The sequence below is a fragment of the Mycolicibacterium sp. Y3 genome (assembly GCF_051188035.1).
Classification (GTDB): Bacteria; Actinomycetota; Actinomycetes; order Mycobacteriales; family Mycobacteriaceae; genus Mycobacterium; species Mycobacterium fluoranthenivorans.
The window spans coordinates 68,125-87,310 of sequence record NZ_JAVQLT010000002.1 but is presented as its reverse complement, the minus strand read 5'-3'; the positions used below and the strand labels follow the sequence as shown (position 1 = coordinate 87,310).

The 19,186-nt window shown below is 63.4% G+C and carries 18 protein-coding genes and 2 pseudogenes; 8 read left to right on the top strand and 12 right to left on the bottom strand.

Going from position 1 to position 19,186, the window contains the following annotated elements; all coding sequences use genetic code 11:
- Nucleotides 1-8 precede the first annotated feature (8 nt).
- Both QN239_RS31590 and QN239_RS31585 read left to right on the top strand, forming a co-directional pair.
- Nucleotides 9-1,133 (top strand): hypothetical protein, encoded by a 1,125-nt coding sequence (locus QN239_RS31590; RefSeq protein ID WP_499017161.1) that lies wholly within the window; start codon nucleotides 9-11, stop codon nucleotides 1,131-1,133.
- A 15-nt stretch (nucleotides 1,134-1,148) separates the two neighbouring features.
- Entirely contained in the window at nucleotides 1,149-1,340 is a 192-nt protein-coding gene (locus tag QN239_RS31585; RefSeq protein ID WP_499017160.1) for a hypothetical protein, read from the top strand.
- Between the two features lie 120 nt (nucleotides 1,341-1,460).
- Here the strand turns inward: QN239_RS31585 and QN239_RS31580 are convergent, their stop codons facing one another.
- The 3 genes from QN239_RS31580 to QN239_RS31570 form a co-directional block, all read right to left on the bottom strand.
- Nucleotides 1,461-2,435 (bottom strand): DEAD/DEAH box helicase family protein, encoded by a 975-nt coding sequence (locus QN239_RS31580; RefSeq protein ID WP_499017159.1) that lies wholly within the window; start codon nucleotides 2,433-2,435, stop codon nucleotides 1,461-1,463.
- Entirely contained in the window at nucleotides 2,407-2,838 is a 432-nt protein-coding gene (locus tag QN239_RS31575; RefSeq protein WP_499017158.1) for a hypothetical protein, read from the bottom strand. Before QN239_RS31575 ends, QN239_RS31580 begins: the two co-directional genes overlap by 29 nt.
- Before the next feature lie 149 nt (nucleotides 2,839-2,987).
- The gene (locus QN239_RS31570; RefSeq protein WP_499017157.1) at nucleotides 2,988-3,392 is read right to left on the bottom strand and encodes a hypothetical protein; all 405 of its coding nucleotides are present in this window, start codon (nucleotides 3,390-3,392) and stop codon (nucleotides 2,988-2,990) included.
- A 93-nt stretch (nucleotides 3,393-3,485) separates the two neighbouring features.
- Here QN239_RS31570 and QN239_RS31565 point away from each other — a divergent pair, with 93 nt between their 5' ends.
- The gene (locus QN239_RS31565) at nucleotides 3,486-3,737 is read left to right on the top strand and encodes a type II toxin-antitoxin system Phd/YefM family antitoxin (RefSeq protein ID WP_499017156.1); all 252 of its coding nucleotides are present in this window, start codon (nucleotides 3,486-3,488) and stop codon (nucleotides 3,735-3,737) included.
- Nucleotides 3,734-3,988, top strand: a complete 255-nt coding sequence (locus QN239_RS31560; protein WP_499017155.1) for a Txe/YoeB family addiction module toxin — start codon at nucleotides 3,734-3,736, stop codon at nucleotides 3,986-3,988. The genes QN239_RS31565 and QN239_RS31560 overlap by 4 nt, the downstream gene beginning before the upstream one ends.
- An 81-nt stretch (nucleotides 3,989-4,069) precedes the next feature.
- On the opposite strand, the pseudogene QN239_RS31555 reads toward QN239_RS31560, so the two are convergent.
- Nucleotides 4,070-4,336, bottom strand: a pseudogene (locus QN239_RS31555) (IS256 family transposase); the annotation flags it as partial.
- A gap of 5 nt (nucleotides 4,337-4,341) precedes the next feature.
- On the opposite strand from QN239_RS31555, the gene QN239_RS31550 reads away from it, so the two are divergent.
- Together QN239_RS31550 and QN239_RS31545 are read left to right on the top strand one after the other, a co-directional pair.
- Nucleotides 4,342-4,536 (top strand): hypothetical protein, encoded by a 195-nt coding sequence (locus QN239_RS31550; protein WP_499017154.1) that lies wholly within the window; start codon nucleotides 4,342-4,344, stop codon nucleotides 4,534-4,536.
- Nucleotides 4,533-4,937, top strand: a complete 405-nt coding sequence (locus QN239_RS31545; RefSeq protein WP_499017153.1) for a DUF6262 family protein — start codon at nucleotides 4,533-4,535, stop codon at nucleotides 4,935-4,937. Before QN239_RS31550 ends, QN239_RS31545 begins: the two co-directional genes overlap by 4 nt.
- Before the next feature lie 108 nt (nucleotides 4,938-5,045).
- On the opposite strand, the gene QN239_RS31540 is transcribed toward QN239_RS31545, so the two are convergent.
- Nucleotides 5,046-5,537: a hypothetical protein gene (locus tag QN239_RS31540; protein WP_499017152.1), complete on the bottom strand. Its 492-nt coding sequence runs from the start codon at nucleotides 5,535-5,537 to the stop codon at nucleotides 5,046-5,048.
- A 201-nt stretch (nucleotides 5,538-5,738) separates the two neighbouring features.
- Between QN239_RS31540 and QN239_RS31535 the strand changes: the two genes are divergently transcribed.
- Nucleotides 5,739-6,863, top strand: a complete 1,125-nt coding sequence (locus tag QN239_RS31535; RefSeq protein WP_499017151.1) for an AAA family ATPase — start codon at nucleotides 5,739-5,741, stop codon at nucleotides 6,861-6,863.
- Nucleotides 6,864-7,778: 915 nt separating this feature from the next.
- Here the strand turns inward: QN239_RS31535 and QN239_RS31530 are convergent.
- The 3 genes and pseudogenes from QN239_RS31530 to QN239_RS31520 all read right to left on the bottom strand — a co-directional run bounded on the left by QN239_RS31530 (nucleotide 7,779) and on the right by QN239_RS31520 (nucleotide 11,117).
- A complete protein-coding gene (locus QN239_RS31530; RefSeq protein ID WP_499017150.1) occupies nucleotides 7,779-8,972 on the bottom strand; it encodes a hypothetical protein in 1,194 nt (397 codons plus the stop codon).
- Nucleotides 8,969-9,584: pseudogene (locus tag QN239_RS31525) on the bottom strand (MspA family porin). The gene QN239_RS31530 and the pseudogene QN239_RS31525 overlap by 4 nt, the downstream one beginning before the upstream one ends.
- 324 nt (nucleotides 9,585-9,908) lie before the next feature.
- Nucleotides 9,909-11,117 (bottom strand): RNA-guided endonuclease InsQ/TnpB family protein, encoded by a 1,209-nt coding sequence (locus tag QN239_RS31520; protein ID WP_499017303.1) that lies wholly within the window; start codon nucleotides 11,115-11,117, stop codon nucleotides 9,909-9,911.
- Between the two features lie 28 nt (nucleotides 11,118-11,145).
- Here QN239_RS31520 and tnpA point away from each other — a divergent pair, with 28 nt between their 5' ends.
- A complete protein-coding gene (gene tnpA / locus QN239_RS31515) occupies nucleotides 11,146-11,559 on the top strand; it encodes an IS200/IS605 family transposase (RefSeq protein ID WP_499017097.1) in 414 nt (137 codons plus the stop codon).
- Nucleotides 11,560-12,161: 602 nt separating this feature from the next.
- On the opposite strand, the gene QN239_RS31510 is transcribed toward tnpA, so the two are convergent.
- The 4 genes from QN239_RS31510 to QN239_RS31495 all read right to left on the bottom strand — a co-directional run bounded on the left by QN239_RS31510 (nucleotide 12,162) and on the right by QN239_RS31495 (nucleotide 19,158).
- Nucleotides 12,162-12,629, bottom strand: coding sequence for a hypothetical protein (locus QN239_RS31510; protein ID WP_499017149.1), 468 nt, complete (start codon nucleotides 12,627-12,629; stop codon nucleotides 12,162-12,164).
- A gap of 238 nt (nucleotides 12,630-12,867) precedes the next feature.
- Nucleotides 12,868-13,857, bottom strand: a complete 990-nt coding sequence (locus QN239_RS31505; RefSeq protein WP_499017148.1) for a ParA family protein — start codon at nucleotides 13,855-13,857, stop codon at nucleotides 12,868-12,870.
- Nucleotides 13,858-16,010: 2,153 nt separating this feature from the next.
- Nucleotides 16,011-16,928, bottom strand: a complete 918-nt coding sequence (locus QN239_RS31500) for a transglycosylase SLT domain-containing protein (protein WP_499017147.1) — start codon at nucleotides 16,926-16,928, stop codon at nucleotides 16,011-16,013.
- A 79-nt stretch (nucleotides 16,929-17,007) separates the two neighbouring features.
- On the bottom strand, nucleotides 17,008-19,158 hold the full coding sequence (locus QN239_RS31495; protein WP_499017146.1) for a hypothetical protein: 2,151 nt from the start codon (nucleotides 19,156-19,158) through the stop codon (nucleotides 17,008-17,010).
- Nucleotides 19,159-19,186: the final 28 nt, after the last annotated feature.

Genomic DNA, 19,186 nt, shown 5'->3' with positions numbered 1-19,186 from the left:
CCTCTGCTGTGACAACGCCCATCAGCCCGGTTCCGCGCGGCACAGTCAAGTTCAGCACCAAAGTCAACGGTGACGAAGTTGCCGTGTCTGTGAAGCCGCCGGCGAACCTGAAAAAAGAGGCGCCACCGTCCATCGGCCGCACGATCGTCATCCGCTCCGTCATCGTCCTGATGGTGTGCGTCTTTGGGCTCATGATGTATCTCGGTATCCGCCAGTTCAATCCGATGATGATGATGAGCATGTTCGGCGTGCTTGGCATGCTCGGCGCTGTCGGCGGTGGAGCGCACTTGATGGGCGGGAACAACCCGCAGGGTGAGCTGAACATCGAGCGGCAGGACTATGCCACGCACCTGCGTGAGCAGCGCAGTAACGCTCACGTGCTCGGTCGGCACATCCACTCAACCCAGACGGCGATCTACCCGCATCCTGACACATTGGAAAGTCGTTGCGGTGACAACACCTTGATGTGGACGACGGCGCCACCTCGGGAGAACACGGTGCCCACTGGCTTCAATGATCGGGAGTTGGCCGAGTCCGCCCAGATCAATCCGTGGGGGTCGGCCAGGATTGGTGTGGGATACCGGCGGATGGACCCCTACATCAAACCCACTGCCAATGACGCTCCCGAGACGTATGAACCCGTGCAGGCCGCGGCATATATGCGGTTTATCCGCACTCACAACGTGATTCCCGATTGTCCTATCGGAGTCGACGTTTTCGCGCGGCCCTTCATCGTGTGCGCCGGCGATGCAGACAAGCTGTTGAGCGCCGCCAGGGCGATGATGTGCTCGCTGGCCGATAACCATGCGCCGCGGCATCTGCAGCTGGGCATCATCACTGATGAGCTGCAGGAGTGGGAATGGATGAAGTGGTTCCCCCACTGCCTGGATCCCTCGCGTCGTGACAAGAATGGGCCGGCGCGACTGCACTGGTCAACGATCGCCGACTACGCCCAGGATCAGGCCGGCCTTATCCAGAAGTCGCTGCCGCACAGTGCAAATCGCGACAATCTCGCCGGCAAGCCTTACCGGGTGATTTTCGTCGATGTGCCCGGTCACGAGCCCGCAATCCCGGCCGGCATTTCCACTGCTGGAATCGCGGATCACACATTCATCTACGTTCGGCACTCCTGAAACCGACAGGACACGATGAACGTGATTGAGCTGGGCAACGTCGTCCGCACACCCGACGGTGCGATCGGTTCGGTCACGGACTGGGTCGACCACGGGATGCGCCCGGGGATCTTCACCATCGAGTGGGATCACGCGACCTGTGCGGGACAGACACCACAGCGACACTGGACCCGCGAGGAAGCCGCCATCCTCACTGTCATGAGCTGAGCTGCCCGACTCCCCCGCGTACACGTCCGTCCAAACGAGGCGAATCCACTTTAGTCACGTGACGATTCTGTCGTGTGCAACGGGCGCACCTCGCTCGCGCGAATGTTTCGCCGTTGTCGGTCATGGCCTGGATCGTCGGGCGCCGTGTCCACGGTCCGGGCCGACTCCAGCTCGAATAGCCGGCCGGGTTTTCAGTATGGCTCCGCAGTGGGTGCACACGGCTCCCAGATGGTTCCCTTCCCATGTGTGCACCTCGCCGTGGCTGGTCAACTTTGCGGCATACTGCTTGCCCGTCGCTGTGCGACTGATGATGATCAGATCGGATTCTATGCCCGAGTCGTTGGCGGTGCGGTGGAGTTTCCTGGCGTTGGCCGCGCAGACTGAGACGCCTGGATTGCCGCTGCTGCGCTTTGAATACAGTGGCGCCAAGAGTGATTCGGTGATGAACCGGCCGCCGAGTGGTGCTCCTTCGGTGATTCGTGCGCCGCGGCGGCCCAGCCACCAGCGCTGCGTGGATTGCTCGATCGCCACCGACAACGGCACTTCGACATCGAGGATCGTGAGCTGCTCATAGTCGCTGCGCGCAAGCTCGTCGACATGGCTAGCAGGCAGCTTAGGCCAGCTCAGCGTTCCCTCCATGATGAAGTTTTCGCGCATCTGTATTGAGGCTTCGCGGACCAGAGCGGCCGCTTCGGTGGAAGTTCGGTGAACCCAGCTGGCCAGCTCCCCCGGGCTGATCGGATAGCCGTCTGCCAGAACGTGTTTGAGTCGCATATCGAGGAGCCCCGATTGGTCGAGGCGGGCGAGCAGGATGTCCTTGACTTCGTCTGGGTCGATGCGGCGATAGCCCGATATGGCGATAGCGTCCAGGGCGCTGGACTTCCCGGCGCCCGGCACGCCGGCGCAAATGATGGCCATTCCTGCCGATGGTGCGTCGGGCCGCTGGGCGCGGTACTCGATGGCGAGTTCGTTGGCCAGTTGAGTGTTGGCCAGGTAGCTGCGGACCGGGTCGGTGGCAGCTATCTGGCCTCCGGTGAGGATGGCGGACAGCTGTTTGTGGACTTTGTTACGAAGTTGGTGGTCGGACAGCGGCACAGACGCTCTCGTATTCCTTATCGCTGAGCAGTCCGAGCACGTGAGCAGCGCCGACCTGGGTCCAGGTGCCTGGGATCGAACCTTCGTGCGGCGAGGGCGCGTGGGTGGTGAAGGTGTAGGTCAAGGAGCTGAGCGTGTCGACGAGCGCGTCGCGGGACTCTCCGTTGAGTGTCGCGCGCAGGATCAGTTCCTCGGGGATGTCGTCGTCGCCGAACGCTCGAGCTCCACGCAGGAGGCGGTGCACGCGCGGCTGTGTGGTTTTGAGGATGTCGGCGATCTCGCGCTGCGTTTTGCCTTCCCTCTCCAGCTGCAGGGCGTCGCGCATCTCTTCAATCGCACTGAGGCGGTCACGGAGGTGCCTAACCTGGGCCTTGTGCGCGATTTCTTCGACTGCGGTCGGCATCAGGTTCTCCTCTCAGGCTTTGATACGTATCGTATCACCGATTGATTCGTCTCGTATCAAACGGATCGAGACTGCGTCGGTCGACCTTGGGCGATTGGCGGGCTCAGCACGCCACCACTCCCCCGTGACGTACCCCGCCCAGACGCCGATTAGACGAGCTTGAAGTGTTCGTTGCCGACGCCGTCAACCACCGCGTCGGCATCGGTCGTGGTCTGAACGGTCCACGCGTAGCCACCCTCGGGATCAAACTGGGCGCGGACGGACGCCAGGTCGCCGTAGGCGGCCTTTTCGTTCTCATACGGGCCAACGACCGGGATCACGATGTGCCCATCGGTTGCGGTCACGTACGCGTACTTGGCCGTGGCCTGTCCCGGGTCACGCGTGAGCCGTGTGATCACCGCAACGGCGACAGCGCCGATAACCACGGCGGCAGCGACGCGAGTGAGCGCGATCCCCGGCAGCGTGCCAGGGCCATCGGCGCTCTGCAGAGCGCCGCCCAGTGCGGCCAGGGTGGCGGCGAGAAGGGTCAACGCCGCGGCCGGGATGTACCTCATGTGGTTGACACCTCCCCTCTCGTTTCAGCGTGCGCCGTCCAGCGCGACACCTCAATGGTACCGTTTCTGGTACCACTATGTCGAGGGGTGCCCGTGGCGATCACAGCGAGCGAAGCTCGAAAGACGCTCTTTCCGCTCATCGAGCAGGTCAACAACGATCGGACGGCGATCGAGATCACCTCCCGCCACGGCAACGCGGTGCTGGTCGCAGCCGAGGAGTGGGAAGCATGGCAGGAGACCGCCTACCTGTTCCGCTCGCCGGAGAACGCGCGACGGCTTTTGGATGCGGCCGCCGCACTCGATAGCGACCAGGGCGTCGCCGTCGACCTGGAGACGACGCGGTGAAAGTGGTCTACTCACCTCAGGCGCGGCAGGACTACCAACGGTGGCAGTCGACGGACAGCAGCATGCTCACGCGTGTCAACCAGCTCATCGAGGTTGCCGCCGGAACCCCGTTCGAAGGTATCGGCAGGCCCGAGAAGCTCAAGTTCGGCATCGAGGGAGCGTGGACACGCAGGATCACCGCGGAGCACCGTCTTGTCTACCGAGTGCGCGGCGATGACCTGCAGCTTCTGCAGCTCCGCTACCACTACTAAACCGCTTGGGCCGCAGTTGAGCCTGTCAAGTTTTCTGTGTAAGTCGCCCATCTGATAGTTCCTGAATGTGTGTTGCTGTGGTTACAGATAGCGTTCGATACGGTCTGGGTAGACCAGGCTGAGTTGTTCGAGTGCTTTCTTCCAGTTGGTGACCACCTGTCCTTCTACGTGGCGCCCGGGCGCTGTTCGGCAGAGCTTCTTGCCGCGTTCTTTGGCCCGTTCGGCGGCGCGTTTGTCCTAGATGTTGCAGATCGCCAGCCACAGCAGTTTCACGACGGAGGCGTCGTTGGGGAACCCGGCGCGCACCATCCGTGACCTTACTGACGACAACGTGTGGATCGACTGACGACAACGTGTGGATCGCTGCACGGCTGCGCGAATTGCACTCGTTGGACGCCATCATCGATCGGTTGAGCGCCGAGCAGGCCAGCCACAGGTCAGCGGTCAGCGGCGCCGGCACCCGGAACCAACTGCCGTTGCAACCCATCGCCACCCGCGGCGCTCACGACTCCGCCCTGCGCAAAGCTGATCCACACGAGCGCACGTGACCGTCACACAAGCCTCCCTGGACGCGCTGGCCACATCCACCCAGATTCGTCGTCACTCGGTCCAGACGCGGACCCGCCAAGCGATCAAAGACATGCGCCGCGAGAAGATCCCCATCTCCATCAGTGCCGTCGCCCGCCGCGCCAAGGTGGGCCGCAACAGCATCCACCGCCGCCCCGAACTGCTGGCGCTGATCAAATCGCACCAGCCGCTGAGCATGGTCACCGATCGACCAGCCCCCGCACCGGCTCCCGGTTCTGAATCCAGCATCATCGCCGCGCTGCAGATCCGATTGACTGCCAAAGACGCCACCATCGGCCAATTGAAAGCTCAGCTACGCCAACGTGACGACATCATCGCCACTCTGCAGGGAGAACTTGAACGCCTCAACGCCGATACCTGAGCTGGTCGTTGTGAGCAGTGAAGTTTGGAGACGTTCCCAGTGAGACCGGGGCGACTAGGTGGGCCGCCGCGTGGTTTGCCTACGAGAAGCTGCGTTCTGAACGGCGGCTTACGCGCCTTGGATCCGCGACATCAGCCGCTGACTTCGACTGCGCAGGTTCGTGTTTACCCGAGCGCCCTTGAAGTCCGTCGGCATCAGAGGCCGTCCCAGCCTGGCCTCGGTACACGCGATGCAGAGGTGCCCCACTCGTTCGGGGTTGATGCTAAGCCACAGTTCATCGTGGATCATGAAGTACTCGTCGCGACCGCTGCCATCGACGTTGTCGGTATCGACCCCGCAGTCCAGGCACCGCCAGTCGGCAACAAGCAGCTCCCACCGGAATTCGGTTCGAGATCCGTCGTGGAAGTACACATCTCGGCCCCCGAAGGTATGCACCACCCGCGCCGCGCCGGCTTCGTGTCGGTCTATGTGCGTCGAGATCATCTGTTCGATCTGCAATGTTGAGGGAACGAGGCTGCGCGACGTCGTGGGACTAGATTCACTGCCTGTGAACGTTGTCACCTGCAGTGCCCAGTTGACATGCACACCGGGCTCGTACACGACCTCGATGCTGTTCGCATCGCTATCTACGTTCACCGCTCTCCTACATCGTCTTCTCCCGGACCTCGCGATCCGCGGCCCGGCGCTGTCCGAGGGTGTCGCTGCCTTGTACTTAGCGACAGCAAGCCTTCGCGAGCGTGTTCCAGACATGCCAGGTACGAGCCTGGTAATTCATCGTACTTCGCCAATACGGTGAGAGCCATGGTGTCGACAGTGGCTGTGCGGGGTTACCGATCGTTGCGTGACATTGTGCTGCCGTTGGGGCAGCTCACGGTTGTCACGGGCGCGAACGGCAGTGGAAAATCCTCCATCTACCGTGCACTGCGGCTGCTGGCCGACTGTGGCCGCGGCGAGATGATCCGGTCGCTGGCCCGCGAGGGCGGGCTGCAATCGGCACGATGGGCCGGGCAATCGGCGGGGAACCGACCGGTCATGCTCGAACTAGGCTATGCAGCAGATGACTTCGGCTACGTCGTTGATCTCGGGCTGCCGATTCCATCGACCACAATGTTCGGCCGGGACCCGCACATCAAACGTGAGACGGTTTTTGCCGGCTCGATTCTGCGGCCGGCATCGACTTTGGTGCGGCGTGGCGGCCCCTTGGCCGAGAGGCGCGACGATTCTGGTGCCGGTTTCGTTGAGCTTGCTCGGGGGTTGGAGAGTTACCGCAGCGTGTTGGCTGAGTTTGCCGATCCGCGGCAGCTCCCCGAGCTTGCGGCGGTCCGAGATAGGTTACGCGGCTGGCGATTCTATGACGGCTTCCGGGCTGACGCCGATGCGCCGGCCCGCAGGCCGCACGTCGGTACTCGCACGCCGATACTGGCTGATGATGGCGCAGACCTTGCTGCTGCGATCCAGACGATCATTGAGGCCGGTTCGGGTGCCGGTTCAGATGATTTGCAACACGCTGTTTCTGAGGCGTTTGGGGGTGCCACGGTCTCGGTGGTGGATATCGACGGGGTCTTTGATCTTCAGGTTAGCCAACCCGGAATTCTCCGTCCGCTTCGCGCCGCAGAGATGTCAGACGGCACCTTACGCTTTTTGCTTTGGGCCGCCGCGCTGCTGGGTCCACAGTTGCCGTCGCTCATGGTGCTCAACGAGCCCGAGACCTCGTTGCATCCCGATTTAGTGAGGCCGCTGGCCTCACTTATTCGTGCCGCCGCTGACCGTACGCAGCTGCTGGTGGTCACGCATTCGCACGAACTCATCACTGCATTCGACGAATCCTCAGTTCGGGTCGAGCTGATCAAAGACAACGACGGCGCGACTCGGGTCGCAGGTCAAGGGATGCTCGACGTTCCCTCTTGGCGCTGGGGCTCTCGGTGACATTGATTCCCGCGTGGGTACGCTATACCCCGTAGCTATGTCGAATTCAGAGGCAGCACAGAGGGTGTCGACAATCCTACCTGCTGACGGTTCCAAGGGTGACTACCCAGTGCGAAAGATCGCGCGGTCACTCGAGGATTAGATGCCACTTCGGCGCAGCACTGCCTGGCGCGGCCGGCAGGTCTGAGCGACGTTCCGTTCGAACATGCGCGGCCAATCATGGATATATGACGGGTGTTTCACCCTTAATGATGCATTCGTAGCAATAGTTTGGATGAATCATGCCCGCGTGCCATCCCCCGCAGTTCATGCAGGAGTGATCTGCACCGTTCCCACTACCTTGGCTCAGCATGCTCTGCCATGCTGATGTCAGCTGTGTTTGCGACTGCAGTTCGACAGGTTTGGCCTCGTAATTGGTGGGTTGAGTCCCGTTGGCGGGCATCGTGGATGCAGACTGGCCATACTGCGGAGCAGCCTGGTAACCCTGGGCACCTCCGTCTTGCGCCATAGGAGGGTTATATATGCTGACGCCTCCGTCTTGATTCAGGCCGGGGTAGCTACCGGAATTGGCAGATTGGCCAGGCGGCGATGGCATCTGGGGAGGCTGAAACTGACTTCCCCCACCGAAATCAGATCCGTTACTCCCGCTTCCGCCACACCCCGGATCGCAGGGAGCAGCCGCCGCACGAGGCAGAGTCCCGATGCCGAGACGATCTGATGCCCCACCCAACGGGGTGGACGTCGCTGGTTGCGGAGCGGTAACCAACAAGGCGAATAGCATGCCTAGGATCATTGGAATCACAAAGGCACGCCTATGGAGTTGCGGGATTCCCCGCAACTGCGGACGCCGCATCAGCATCAAAACCCCTTTCCTCGTGCGAAATTCGCGTAGAAGTCCATGCAGGGTTGGCCGGATCACCCGGGCCCTCCTGCCATGTTGGCTTTCACCCAGGAAACTTCTTCTGAGGCGGTGCGCACGCAGGCGTCGTAGTCGTCTCCGACTTGACCAAACGTTGCTACACATTGGGCGGACATGTTCGCGAACAGTCGATTGTCACAGGAGTCAACCGAAGTGGTGGTCGGTGTCGCGGCCAAGCACTGTTGTTGGGTTTGGCATGACGCGAGGAAGTCGGCGCTGCGCCCGTCCGCAGCAGTGAATTGGTTAGGTCCGCCCTGACATTGGCCGCTATGCCGTTGGGCATAGATCACCGGGTCTACACCGTCGGGACGCAGCGCGCCGCCGGGGTCCGTCACGTAATCCGCCGGTCTGGCGATCAGGTCAGCGAGCGCGCTTGCTTGCGGCGGTATCCCGTCCCAGTCCGGGGTCAACGCGCCCGACGTCGGGATATCAGAGGCGCGATATGACATCGTAATCGTCACCGGGAATGCGAAGATATTGGCTTCGCCCAGCTCGATTGTCAGTGCGGATTGGTTGGGGAATCCCGCGCCGATGCCCGGCGTCACGGCGATCGGAGTGTTACGGGCGTCGCGTGCCACCGCAATGCTGAAGGTACCGATCACGTGCGCCGGATCCCCGGGAGCAGGGTCTGTCTCAACGAGAACGACATTGACCCCTTGGCGCAAGTGGGTAGCCACTGGCAGTTTGACCCCTATCGGATAGGAACTCCCCGAGAAGATGGACTTCCGAGTGATCTTGATATCCATGCCGCCCCCGGAGAAGGGAATGACTTGATAGTCAACATCATTAGAGCCATATACTGCGCCGCCATCGCCGGTCCAGGCCGCAGGCCCCAGTCCGAGCTCGCCAGGTAAATGGACCACCAACTGCCGATTCGGGTGTGCGGTGGGAAGGAAGATTCCATCCTTCGCCCACATCGGCACCGTTGGGTTAGAGCGCTCCGCAACTGCAGCAAGCGGTTGTTCCAAGCCGGCCGTTTCACCCTGCGGAGTCGTCGATGAAATCCGCGCTCCGCCAATCGGATTTACCCGACTCGGATCCGCAGGCATCGGCCGAGGAATCGGAATTGGCACCGGCACAACAGGGTCGGCATGGGCCGTACCAACGCATCCCACCAGCGCGATGACAAGCGCCGCCAAAGCCAGCCCGGTACGTCGTCTTTTCGCGACCGTCACACTCATCTCAGTCATAGGTCCTTCGGTTCGCCGTACAGAGTCTGGGTGTCGTTGCCGTTATCGGTGCGGATTCGGATTGTGCTGTAAGACTGAATCTTTACCTGCCCACCGCACCCGTCTGCCTCAATGTTCAGATCACGCAGGTTGGACACGGCATGCATGGTCCGCAGACTCACTCGATCGAGCGGAACCTGCGCCAGGCCACCGGGTTTCAACACAACCCGGCTATAGCCACCCAAATGCTCTTGCACTCCCAAGATCGCCCCAGCCGATGCCCCGCCGAACCCGCCGCCCTGGCCACCACCGGAGCCACCGCCGCCGTAGCCACCGCCGTAGACCTGGCCATTGACCTGCTGATACGGGTCAATTCCGATATCACCGCCGACCTCGACACCGGATGACGAATCGGTGCGGCAACCCACGAAGTACCCCGACTCCAACTGCGCATCTTGAATCACCGCACCACCGGCGCCACTGATACGGGCCTCAGCACGCAACGTGACTCGCGCCTGCCAGGAATTCGATGCCCCCCGCCAGGTTATCGATGTGATCGATAACCTCATTGGTGGTGTTCGCATCCACCACCCACCCATCGTCGGTGACGAACTGCGTCCACCGATCCGGCATAACCTGCGGATCAGCAACCGCCACGCCTCCGCCGGCAGACAAGATCACCTGAAACGCAGCGAAGAACGATGCGGCACCAAATCTGCGCACCCCAAACCCCCAGCAAGACAACCCGCCAACCCCCCCGTACGCCAAATAGCCCTGTTCTCCAATGTCATCCAGCGTGATACGCGTAATTTCGATGACCTTCGCATAACCAGACTGACACGTCAACTCGTCAAGCGCCACGCCCGCAGCAAAGATGCCCGAAACGCCGACGAACATGACGTACCTGTCAGCTTTGACGTGCTCCCCGGACTGAAGTCCGGGGATTCCCGTGGCGGCTTACGCCGCTGTTGGGGTGCTTCCTGTTTCAACACCCACTGCCGCAACAGGTTGCGGTCTTACACGGGCTCCACAGTCGTTTAGTCTCTCTGCCCGCCCGGCAGCGAGAATGACGTTGGCGGCATTGTGGTCTCGGTCGTGAACGGCCTGGCACGACGGGCACGTCCATTGCCGGGTCTGTAGTGGGAGGTCGTCGAGGCGATGCCCACACCCCGGCGTAGAGCAGGTTTTGCTCGATGCCAACCACCGCGACACCGTGTGCACGGTGCGCCCGTAGTGGTCGGCTTTCTCGCCGATGATCTTTACGAACTGGCCCCACCCGGCATCGCTGATGCCGCGTGCAAGCCGGCGATTGCGCACCATTCCGGCGATGTTGAGGTCTTCGACGTGGAGCACTTGGTTCTCGCGCACCAACGCCAAAGCCGCCTTATGGTGATAGTCCCGCCGCGCCCGCGCCACCTCGTTGTGCGCGATCGCGACCCTGCGCCTGGTCTTGCCTCTGTTGGCCGATCCTTTCTGTCGGCGGGACTTCTCCCGCTCCAACCGACGCAGCTTGCGCAGCTTGCGGCCCAAATGCTTCGGATTCGCCATATCGACTCGGCGGCCATCGGTGGTGGCGACCGTCGCCAGCCGGGCGATCCCGACGTCGATCCCGGCTTCCTGGTCGGTCGCCGGCAGCGGGACTGCCGGCACCTCGACGACGAAGCTGGCGTAGAAATGTCCGTCGGGCTCTCGAATGATCGTCACCGAGGACGGCGCTGACGGCAGCTCGCGGGACCAACGCACCTTCACCTCGCCGACCTTGGCCAGGAATAGTCGACCGTTCGCTTTGAGGCTGAACCCGTTGCGGGTCAACCGAAACGACTGCCGATGGCCCTTACGCGACTTGAACCGCGGTCGACCCACCCTGCGGCCCTTGCGTTTCCCGGTGGCCGAGTCGAAGAAGTTGCGCCACGACCGGCGGGAATCGTTGACCGACTGCACCAACGCCACACTGGGCACCTCGCTCAGCCAACCACGCGCCTCGGTGGTCTTGGCTGCGGTGATCACCCGACGCTGAATCTCACTATCGGACAACTTCACCCCGGCCCGATACGCCTCATCCCGGACCCGCAGGGCGTCGTTGAACACCACCCGAGTGCACCCGAACACCCGCGCCAACATCAACTGCTGGGCCGGTGTCGGTTCAATGCGATACCGATAACGCATCTGCACACCACGACTGTAAAGGCGACCTGTGACAACAACGACCTATCGACGCGCCCGACACAGCGTTTCCGTACTGCACGCCCACCTGGTGTTCGTCACGAAGTACCGGCGACCGGTGTTCACCGACGCCATGCTCACCTTCACCGAAAACACCATGCACGGCGTGTGCGCCGAACTCGACACCGAACTGATCGAGTTCAACGGAGAAACCGACCACGTCCACCTGCTCGTCGCCTACCCACCCACCCTGGCGATCTCCACCCTGGTGCAACGCCTCAAAGGCCGAACCGCTCACGCGGTCCGCCGCGAGTACACCGGCATCTGCATCCGTGCGCACATGCGCGGACACCTCTGGTCCCCGTCCTACTTCGCCGTCTCCTGTGGAGGCGCACCGCTGTCGATCATCAAGCAGTACATCGACGGCCAAGCCCGCCCACTCTGAACACCGGGCTACGCCCGCTGACAACCAGGGATGGGCTCACCCCGGACTAAAGTACGAGGCTTGCGCCCAAGAACCCGGTCAGTACTCCGGGCCACCGCCGACCATGCGGCGAGAAATACGCCCACATTCCCCCTAATGCGCAGCAGAATGGCCGGCAGTCTTGCGAAGACCGCCTCTAGTAAGGATTAGTCGTGGATTGGCGCCCAACCCGAACAGTGAACTAACGCACAGCAGACCCGTCTCCGCGCGACAGAGCGTGCTGACTCCTCTGCTCAACCACCTCGACACGAGCTACTAAGCGCGGATTTTCGTCGGGAACAGGCCTGCAGATAGCACTGTTCCCGATGAGGAAATCTCGTCGGCGACCGCGGAGGGACAACGCGAAAACCAAGCGGTGTTCCGATGCGCAGACCGAGTTTGCGGGTGGACCGGCAACGCTGACACCAACGCCGCGATCGTGATCAAACAACGGGGCCAGGAAGTGGCCTTGCAGGACGTGGAGCCCAACGCCACCAGGCAGGCTACGAAGCGTCAAAACCCGGAACCAGCCGCCTAACAACGGCAGTCAGTACGGAAACCGCCCCCTTCAGAGAGCGGAGACTTCATTTGCTGCGCTTGGCTCTGTCGGGCATCAAGTGGTGTTCGAGTACGCGGGCGATGAACTCGGAGAATGAGGTTCCGACCTTGACCGTCGCCATCTTCGCTTCGATCCATTCGCGCTGCTGGGCGCTGAACGAGATCCGCGCTTCGGTCAGCGGCGCCCCGGAGGACTTCGCGCGTGTGGTCGACGACGGCATCAGCCACGGGTCATTGTGCTCTGGGACCTCAAACAGGCTTGCCAGGACTTCCTCGGGTGACTTTTCCTGCTCAGCCGCTTCCTGTGCGATCCGCGCGAAAGCGTCTTGGACAATCTGCGCGTAGTCCTTGATCTTGCGGCTCTTGGTGGCCGTGAGCTGCTTGTAGGCGTCGGTAGTGAGGTAGACCGACGACGCAGGCACTCCCCCGCTACCGGCGGTACGCCGGCGGCGCGTAGGCGGGACTTGGGTGGCGACCGCGGCGGCCTGAGTCATCGCCGGCTGCACCGGGGGTACGACTGGGAGTTCCTGGGAGGGCTGAGCTGTCGGAACCACCGGCTCGACTACCGGTTCGGGAGTTCGCGGCGGGGAGCCGACCTGTGGCGTGTGAGATGGGGCCGCGGTTCCAGCGGGTGCTCTGAGCAGGCCTTGCAGCTTGCTCCCTCGATCGGCGGCTGGGGCGCCGAACGAGCTGGCCAGGTTCTTGTGCTTGGCGTTTCCGTTTGCGGCCATGTCAGCGCTCCTCTCCCGCGGTGGCATTTTCACTGATCAGTTCGTTCATCCGATGGAGCACTTCTGCAGCGAGATTCTCGTAGTCCTCGGCCAGGCCCTTGCTCGTCCCTGACCCTGTTCCGACCACATCGTCGCCGATCTTCTTGCCGGCGCGCAGGGCAGCGAACCTCGTGGCCTTAGCTTCACTGCTCGCCGATTCCAGCTCGTGAGCGAGGAGCCCGTGGCGTCGGGCGTCGAATCCTGACGCGTCCGAGTGGCGAATGATCGACTCGAAGATTGGTGCGACTCCGCCAAGGATCTGGTCGATGGTCTCGTACACGCGTTCAGCGACACGGGTGGATCGGCTTCCGAGACCGAACCGGACCACTCCCCCAAGCCGCAGTGCGGGGTTCTCCGCCAGCGCTGCCCCGAACAGGTCGGCGATCGTGGACAGCCCGTCGATGCTGGCGTCGTCCGCCCGCACCGGGATGACGACCGTGCCAGCCACTCGCAGCACTGCCTCAAGGGCGGTGATGTCGACCGGTGGGGCGTCGATCAGAATCATGTCGTAGGTCCGGCCGAGGCCGATTATTTCCCGTCGAACGCCATCGGCGAGGCTCTCTTTGGAGTTCGCGGCGTAGTACTTGTAGATGCGCTCCAGTCCCCCGCCACCTGCGATGAGGTCGACGTTGGGCCGTACGTCGGTGTAGAGCGGCGGCTGGGCGCTGGCGACGAGCAGCGCCGCGGCGTGCTGCTCTCCGTTGGCATCGATCACGTCCTTAATGGACTCGTACTCGGCGACAGGCAGGCCGAAGTCGCGGGCGCAGTTGCCCTGCGGGTCCAGTTCGACCAGCAGGACTTTGTATCCCGCCAGGCCGAAGAGTCCGGCGAGGTTTGCGCTGATGCTGGTCTTGCCAACTCCGCCTTTGCCATTTGCGCACGCGATGACCTGCCATGGCGTGGGTACCACTGAAGCCAACGGGTGAGGCGGCGCCGCGATTTCAGTCATCATTTCCCTACCCTCCCAAGGGTATAGCGCCCGCTTAGGCGCGTTGGATGTCGCGTTACATCCCGCGTTGGTCTCCGCTGGGTAGCGGGCGGTGATTCACGCGCGATTAGCGCTGATACTACCGCGCTTATATGCGCCCGGGGTCGCGCTACACGTAACGCGTTGGTAACGCCTTACATTGCGCCCTGGTAGTAGCCCACTGCACCGCGCTATTACCGCGCAGTATGCGGCGTGGTGACGAGCGTGTCCACCAGCGTTGTCAAGCGCGTAACCATCCGCCCATGTCCCGCCCGATACTGCGCCTTTGGCCACGCCGTGAATCCCGCTCGTCTGCACGCGTTGCTCATCGCGCGCATGACCGCCCCTCACATCGCCCAATCCCACGCGCGGTGCCGCGCTGCTTCTCACACCACTAAACGGGCGTCTGCACGCGCGGTAATTGGGCACTGCACTACGCGCATTGTCGGGCCTGCGCCCGCGCGTGGCGCACGGCGCTGCACTCCGCGTAAGTACGGCGCTGTCATCCGCCGCGTGTTGTGCGCTGATATCCGCGCGATACAGCGCGTGGCGCTCCGCGCGTTCAGAGACGCGCTTTAAGACCCTATCTGATGCGCGATTAACTGCTCTGTTGTATACGCGTTTCTTAGCGCGCCTTGCCGCTCGTTGCAATACTCGTTTGATGCGCGGTTGCATGCGCGATGCACTTGCTCTAACTGCATAAATAGTGCTTTTGAGCGGACTACATGGTCGCGCTACGGCTTCCGCATACCTGCGCACCATATCGCCTTTGCCGGTCGCATCCGATGAGCCCAGGGGAGTGGGTGTCACGCTCTGCGCCATCATGGCCCTGATCCCTCCTTCTGCGCTCTGTCACTGCGGTGTAGTCGACTCAACAAAGCTATCGCGATTGAGCCAGATCTACCGGGAGGCGCGATGAGCAATCCAGTCCAGTCTTAGGTCCTCTCTCGGTGTTGGTTGAGCGCACCCGAGAGCACCCGAGCGCATGGATCCTCGTGGTCATCACGTGCTGGACCGCGCTTCTTAGGGATCTATTCGCAGTGCAGTGACGCGCAGCGGCGGGAGCGCGCTCATCTCGTACCTGCGTCAACTGCGCGCCTCGATGGCCTCTCCAGACGGACTCATAGTCCAGGTACTTGCGCCACTGGATTGGCGCCCGTCTGCGCACTTTGGACCACCCCCGAATGCAGCCTCGATCAGGCCCATAGTCCCACCCGCCAGATCCGGCTGACCGTCCAGCGCACCGGGATTTGCCCAAATCGGGGTGGCCGAGGCCGAGCGCCGATGGTCACGGGTCTGGCTGGGAGCCGATTTACGAGTGTCGACACCGACGCAGCGGGGGCCGCATCGTGTCTGGGGCTGCTCAGCCCCGCGGGGGTTGGTTCATTTAGCCTCATCCCCCCGTGTATCGCCGGCACGGGCAGTCACGTGTCCGTGGGCCGCTGATCGGGGTTGACCTGCGGAAATGCTGCTGGGCTAGCGGACCCGCTAAGTCGGATTCCCCGGAGATGGCCCTGAGGTCACTTCTGGCGATCGACAGGGCCGCTCTGGCATCTCCTATAGGACTCGGCCAGTTTTGTGGCTCAGCGGCCACGGTGGGGCATATTCGCAGGTCGCCGCAGTGGGGGGTTGCTGCCGGATCGCGGCGTCGCTCGGTTGGGCGGCGCTGCGCGCGTTGCAGCGGCATTCAGCTCCGGCGGTTGCGCCCGCCTGGGCAGGCGTGCGCCGGCCGTGGGGATGCGCTGCATTGCTCGGCCTTCCCGAGGCTGGGAGGTCCAGTGGGGGGAGGGGCCGGTCCGGCGCGCGCCAAGCCGGCGCGCCCGTCGTTCCGACGGGCTTGGCTGCTGGCCGTGTCCGCTACGCGCGGTCGCCGCTGGGTGTGGCTCCTACCGCGGCGCGAGCACACAGGTCCTGGGGTGCGCCAGATCGCCCCAGCCCCGGGCCACCTGCGTGCACCGCTGTGGCGCGGGCGCGCCAACGTGCAGTGATCCTTGACCGTAGCCGCGCCACGACGTCGGGGCGGGTTCGGCGGTCGGCGCATCTGATGAGCGCCCAGTCCTGGATGTCGACGAGTAGCGCACGGTGGACGTGCCGAGGGTGCGTCGGCGAAGGGAGCGAGGTTTTCGAGCTCCGAACGGTCAGTAGCCGGTGTAGCCGTTGGCGTGGCGGCGAGCCTCGAAGCGTTCGAAGTTCGCGCCGGCGTGGGGCTCAACGTCGTAGTGGTCCATCACGTAGCGCATCGACGCTGCGATGTTGGCCACCGGATCGAAGATGTTGTCACTGGTGCCGGCGACGTGGTAGGCCTTGAATGTGCCCGGCACCACCTGGCATAGTCCGCGGGCGGCGTTGGCGGGGCCGCCGTCGCTGGCTGTTCCGCCGCTGTGGTTGACGTCCTTGACGCCTTGGATGATGTCGGGCTGGTTTTCGCTTTCGTGCTCGATCATGAATCGGTACAGCGCGTGCCATTTCGCTCGCACGACCTTGTCGGATGGGATTCCCGCTGCATCAGCGGCCTTGTCGATCGCGGCGCGTAGTTCACCTGGGGACATGGGTCCGCGGCCGGTCTTGGCGAGCCGAGCCTCCGATAGTGGGTCTTTCGCGCCGGACCCGACGTTTCGCCCTCCGGTCATCGCTGCGGTGGCCGATTCGGGGGTGACCCCCGCGCTGGACAGGAGCGTGGCCAGGGCCTGCGGTGAGATGGCGCGCATCGATGCCGGGATCGCGGCCGGGGGAGAGGAGGCGGGGGCCGACATGGGCATCGGCGGCGCTGCGGCTGCCATGGGGGCAGGTGTCGGCATCGCAGCGGGAGCCGGGGAGGGGCTCATCGGCGCCGGGGTTCCCCTGAATTTCTTGGCGGAGTCGTCGTCGGTGTTTCCGGCGTCGGTGACGCCTTTGGCTGATTTGTCGAGGGTCTTTTTCGAGTCGTCGAGTTGGTCTTTGGTCTTGTCGGTGTGTTTGCCGAGCACGTCGTCAAGATCATCGAGACCGGTGCTGGGAGCCGGCGCCCCGGTTCGGTTCGCTGCGTCGGCGACGCCGGCGCCGCTCGCTTCGAACACACCGCGAGAGGCCAGGTCGGTCGTTGTGACGGGCTCGGTCATTGTCGGTGAGGGCTCACGCGGGGCGTGCGGTCATGGATCACAGTCCCTGGGGGTGGGGGAGGGGCTGTGCCGCTGCGTTGGGGTTCGCCGTTGGCGCCGGGGATGCCTGCGCCGGGTCTGTTGCGGGTGTCGGCGGGATGTCGGCGGTGCCGACCGCCGCCGGCGATGTGGTCAGGCCGTCCTGGCCGAGGGGGGATGCGGTCACGTCGACGACGGGTGTGCCTGGCTCAGGCATTTGGTAGATCCCGTCGTTGCCGCCGGCGGGGTTGATTACCTGGTCGACTGGTTTGACTTCGCCCTGTTCGGTCACGGCTTGCCCCTCGCCGAGGTACCAGGCCATGTCTGCGCCGTTGTTGCTGACGATCACCGCGCCTGGCTTGGCCGCGGTGATCCCGTCTACCGATTGGCCCAGTGGCTGTCCGACTGGGGGCACTGTGAAGCCGTTGTCGGCGAGTGTCTGGGTGATCGGGATTCCCGGACCGGATTGTGCTGCCTGAATCGACTCTTTGATCGCTGCGGCGATGCGGGGAGAGTCGAAGGTGTAGTCCTTGTTGCCGATCCGCACGGTCTTGTCTGCTCCTGGCGGGGGCGGGACGGCAGCTGGTGGCGCCGGGGCTCCGTGCACCACTGCGGGGCCACCTGGGGTGTTGGGGTCATCTTTGATACCGGGATCATCGGGTTTGTGGCCGGTGTCGTCTTTCTGGGTGACATCGTCTTGAGGCTTGTCTTTATCGTCCTTGTCTTTGTGGTCGTCGAGAGGCTGTTGATCTGCCATCGGGTTCAGACCCGACTCCGGGCCGGCCTGTGGCATGGCGGGCATCGGGAGACCACCGCCGGGCATGCTGGGGGCCGGCATGGAGGGAACGGCGTTGGGCAGGCTCGACAACAGGCCATCCAGGGGGGACTTTGTCGATTCGGCGGGGGTTTGCGGCAACGGCGTCGAAGGGGCGGTCGATGGCGCAGGCGCCGCGGCGACTGGGGCCGCCGGCGCAGGCTTGGGCGTCACAGCGGACACCGGGGTCGTCGATCCCAGTCCGCTGGCCGAAGCTGGGGGGACCGACCAATTTGAGAAGGCGCCACTCACTCCGGCATTGTGTTTACTGATTTCGTCGGCTGTCGATTTGGCCGACGAAATTGCATCATCCATTGCCGCGGCGTTGACATGGTTTGCCGTGAATGGAATCAGGCCGCTTGTGCTGTTGGCAATTTCCTTGCGATTTCCATTGTTGACCTCGCGAAATTTCTGATACAAGTCGTTGGCATTTGTGGTGACACCATTCACCGCTGCCGCTACGCCAGGGGCGACTGAACTCTGATACTTGTCGAGCGAGTCGGCGATGGGGCCGAGTTTTCCTGGCAGGGATGTGGCGAATTGCCCGGCGGAGGCGCCGGTGAGTGAATTCGACACGCCCCGAATTGCGTCCGCAATGTTACTGGCCTTCGGGCCCAGTTTGTTTACCGCCGTAACGGTGCCTTTGAAATCGGGAGTGGTCTCGACGGTCGGCTGAGAGGGCCATACGTCGTCGGGACGGTAGTTGAAGGCCGAGGCGTTGGTCTTCGACATGCCCTGGTCGATCTTCTCGATGTCAGGGTCACGGTTGCCGTCGTGTGTCAGCGGCAGGAACTGGGTACGCGGCGGGCTTGGCGGCGCGTCTCCGTCGGGCGGGAATCCGACACCTCCCACGCACGAGATCAGACCGTTGACCAAGCTGCGGCTGTCCTTGTCGAACAGCCATGTCGCCGCGAGAACGACTTCGCCGACCACCGGTATGGGAGCCATTGCAACGCGGCTGAGGGTCAGCATTCCAGCCCTGGCCGCCACTCGTGGAGCGGCCTTAGCTGCAGCGGAGGCCACAGCCCGACTTGCCGCCGCGACGCCGCGGCCTGCGGCCTGACGGGCCGCCGCCGTAGGGGCCTTCGTTGCGGCCAAGAGTCCGCGGTAGGAGTCCGACCGTGCTGCCGTCAGGGCGGCGTTGAATGCGGGGACCCGCTGCGAGGCAAGGCGCAGGCCCGCATACCCACCCATCGCCGCACCGGGCAGCAGGACAGCATTGGCCATGTCGACACTTTCCGGCGCGGTCAACGGACGCGCGGTCAGCACCGGTGAGGTCGCGGCAGGGACGGCCTGCGCTGCGGCGGCCAGGCCGTTGCCGGATCCGGGCGTAGTGGGTTGGGAGGGAGAAGTCATGACCTTGAGCCTCGTGTTCGTTCAGAAG

Bases quoted from the DNA above. Each gene is read 5' to 3' on its own strand.
- QN239_RS31585 (WP_499017160.1), top strand. From the start codon at position 1,149: ATGAACGTGATTGAGCTGGGCAACGTCGTCCGCACACCCGACGGTGCG.
- QN239_RS31535 (WP_499017151.1), top strand. From the start codon at position 5,739: ATGGTGTCGACAGTGGCTGTGCGGGGTTACCGATCGTTGCGTGACATT.
- QN239_RS31505 (WP_499017148.1), bottom strand. From the start codon at position 13,857: ATGATGACTGAAATCGCGGCGCCGCCTCACCCGTTGGCTTCAGTGGTA.
- QN239_RS31575 (WP_499017158.1), bottom strand. From the start codon at position 2,838: ATGCCGACCGCAGTCGAAGAAATCGCGCACAAGGCCCAGGTTAGGCAC.
- QN239_RS31570 (WP_499017157.1), bottom strand. From the start codon at position 3,392: ATGAGGTACATCCCGGCCGCGGCGTTGACCCTTCTCGCCGCCACCCTG.
- QN239_RS31530 (WP_499017150.1), bottom strand. From the start codon at position 8,972: ATGACTGAGATGAGTGTGACGGTCGCGAAAAGACGACGTACCGGGCTG.
- QN239_RS31510 (WP_499017149.1), bottom strand. From the start codon at position 12,629: ATGACTCAGGCCGCCGCGGTCGCCACCCAAGTCCCGCCTACGCGCCGC.
- QN239_RS31520 (WP_499017303.1), bottom strand. From the start codon at position 11,117: ATGCGTTATCGGTATCGCATTGAACCGACACCGGCCCAGCAGTTGATG.
- QN239_RS31495 (WP_499017146.1), bottom strand. From the start codon at position 19,158: ATGACTTCTCCCTCCCAACCCACTACGCCCGGATCCGGCAACGGCCTG.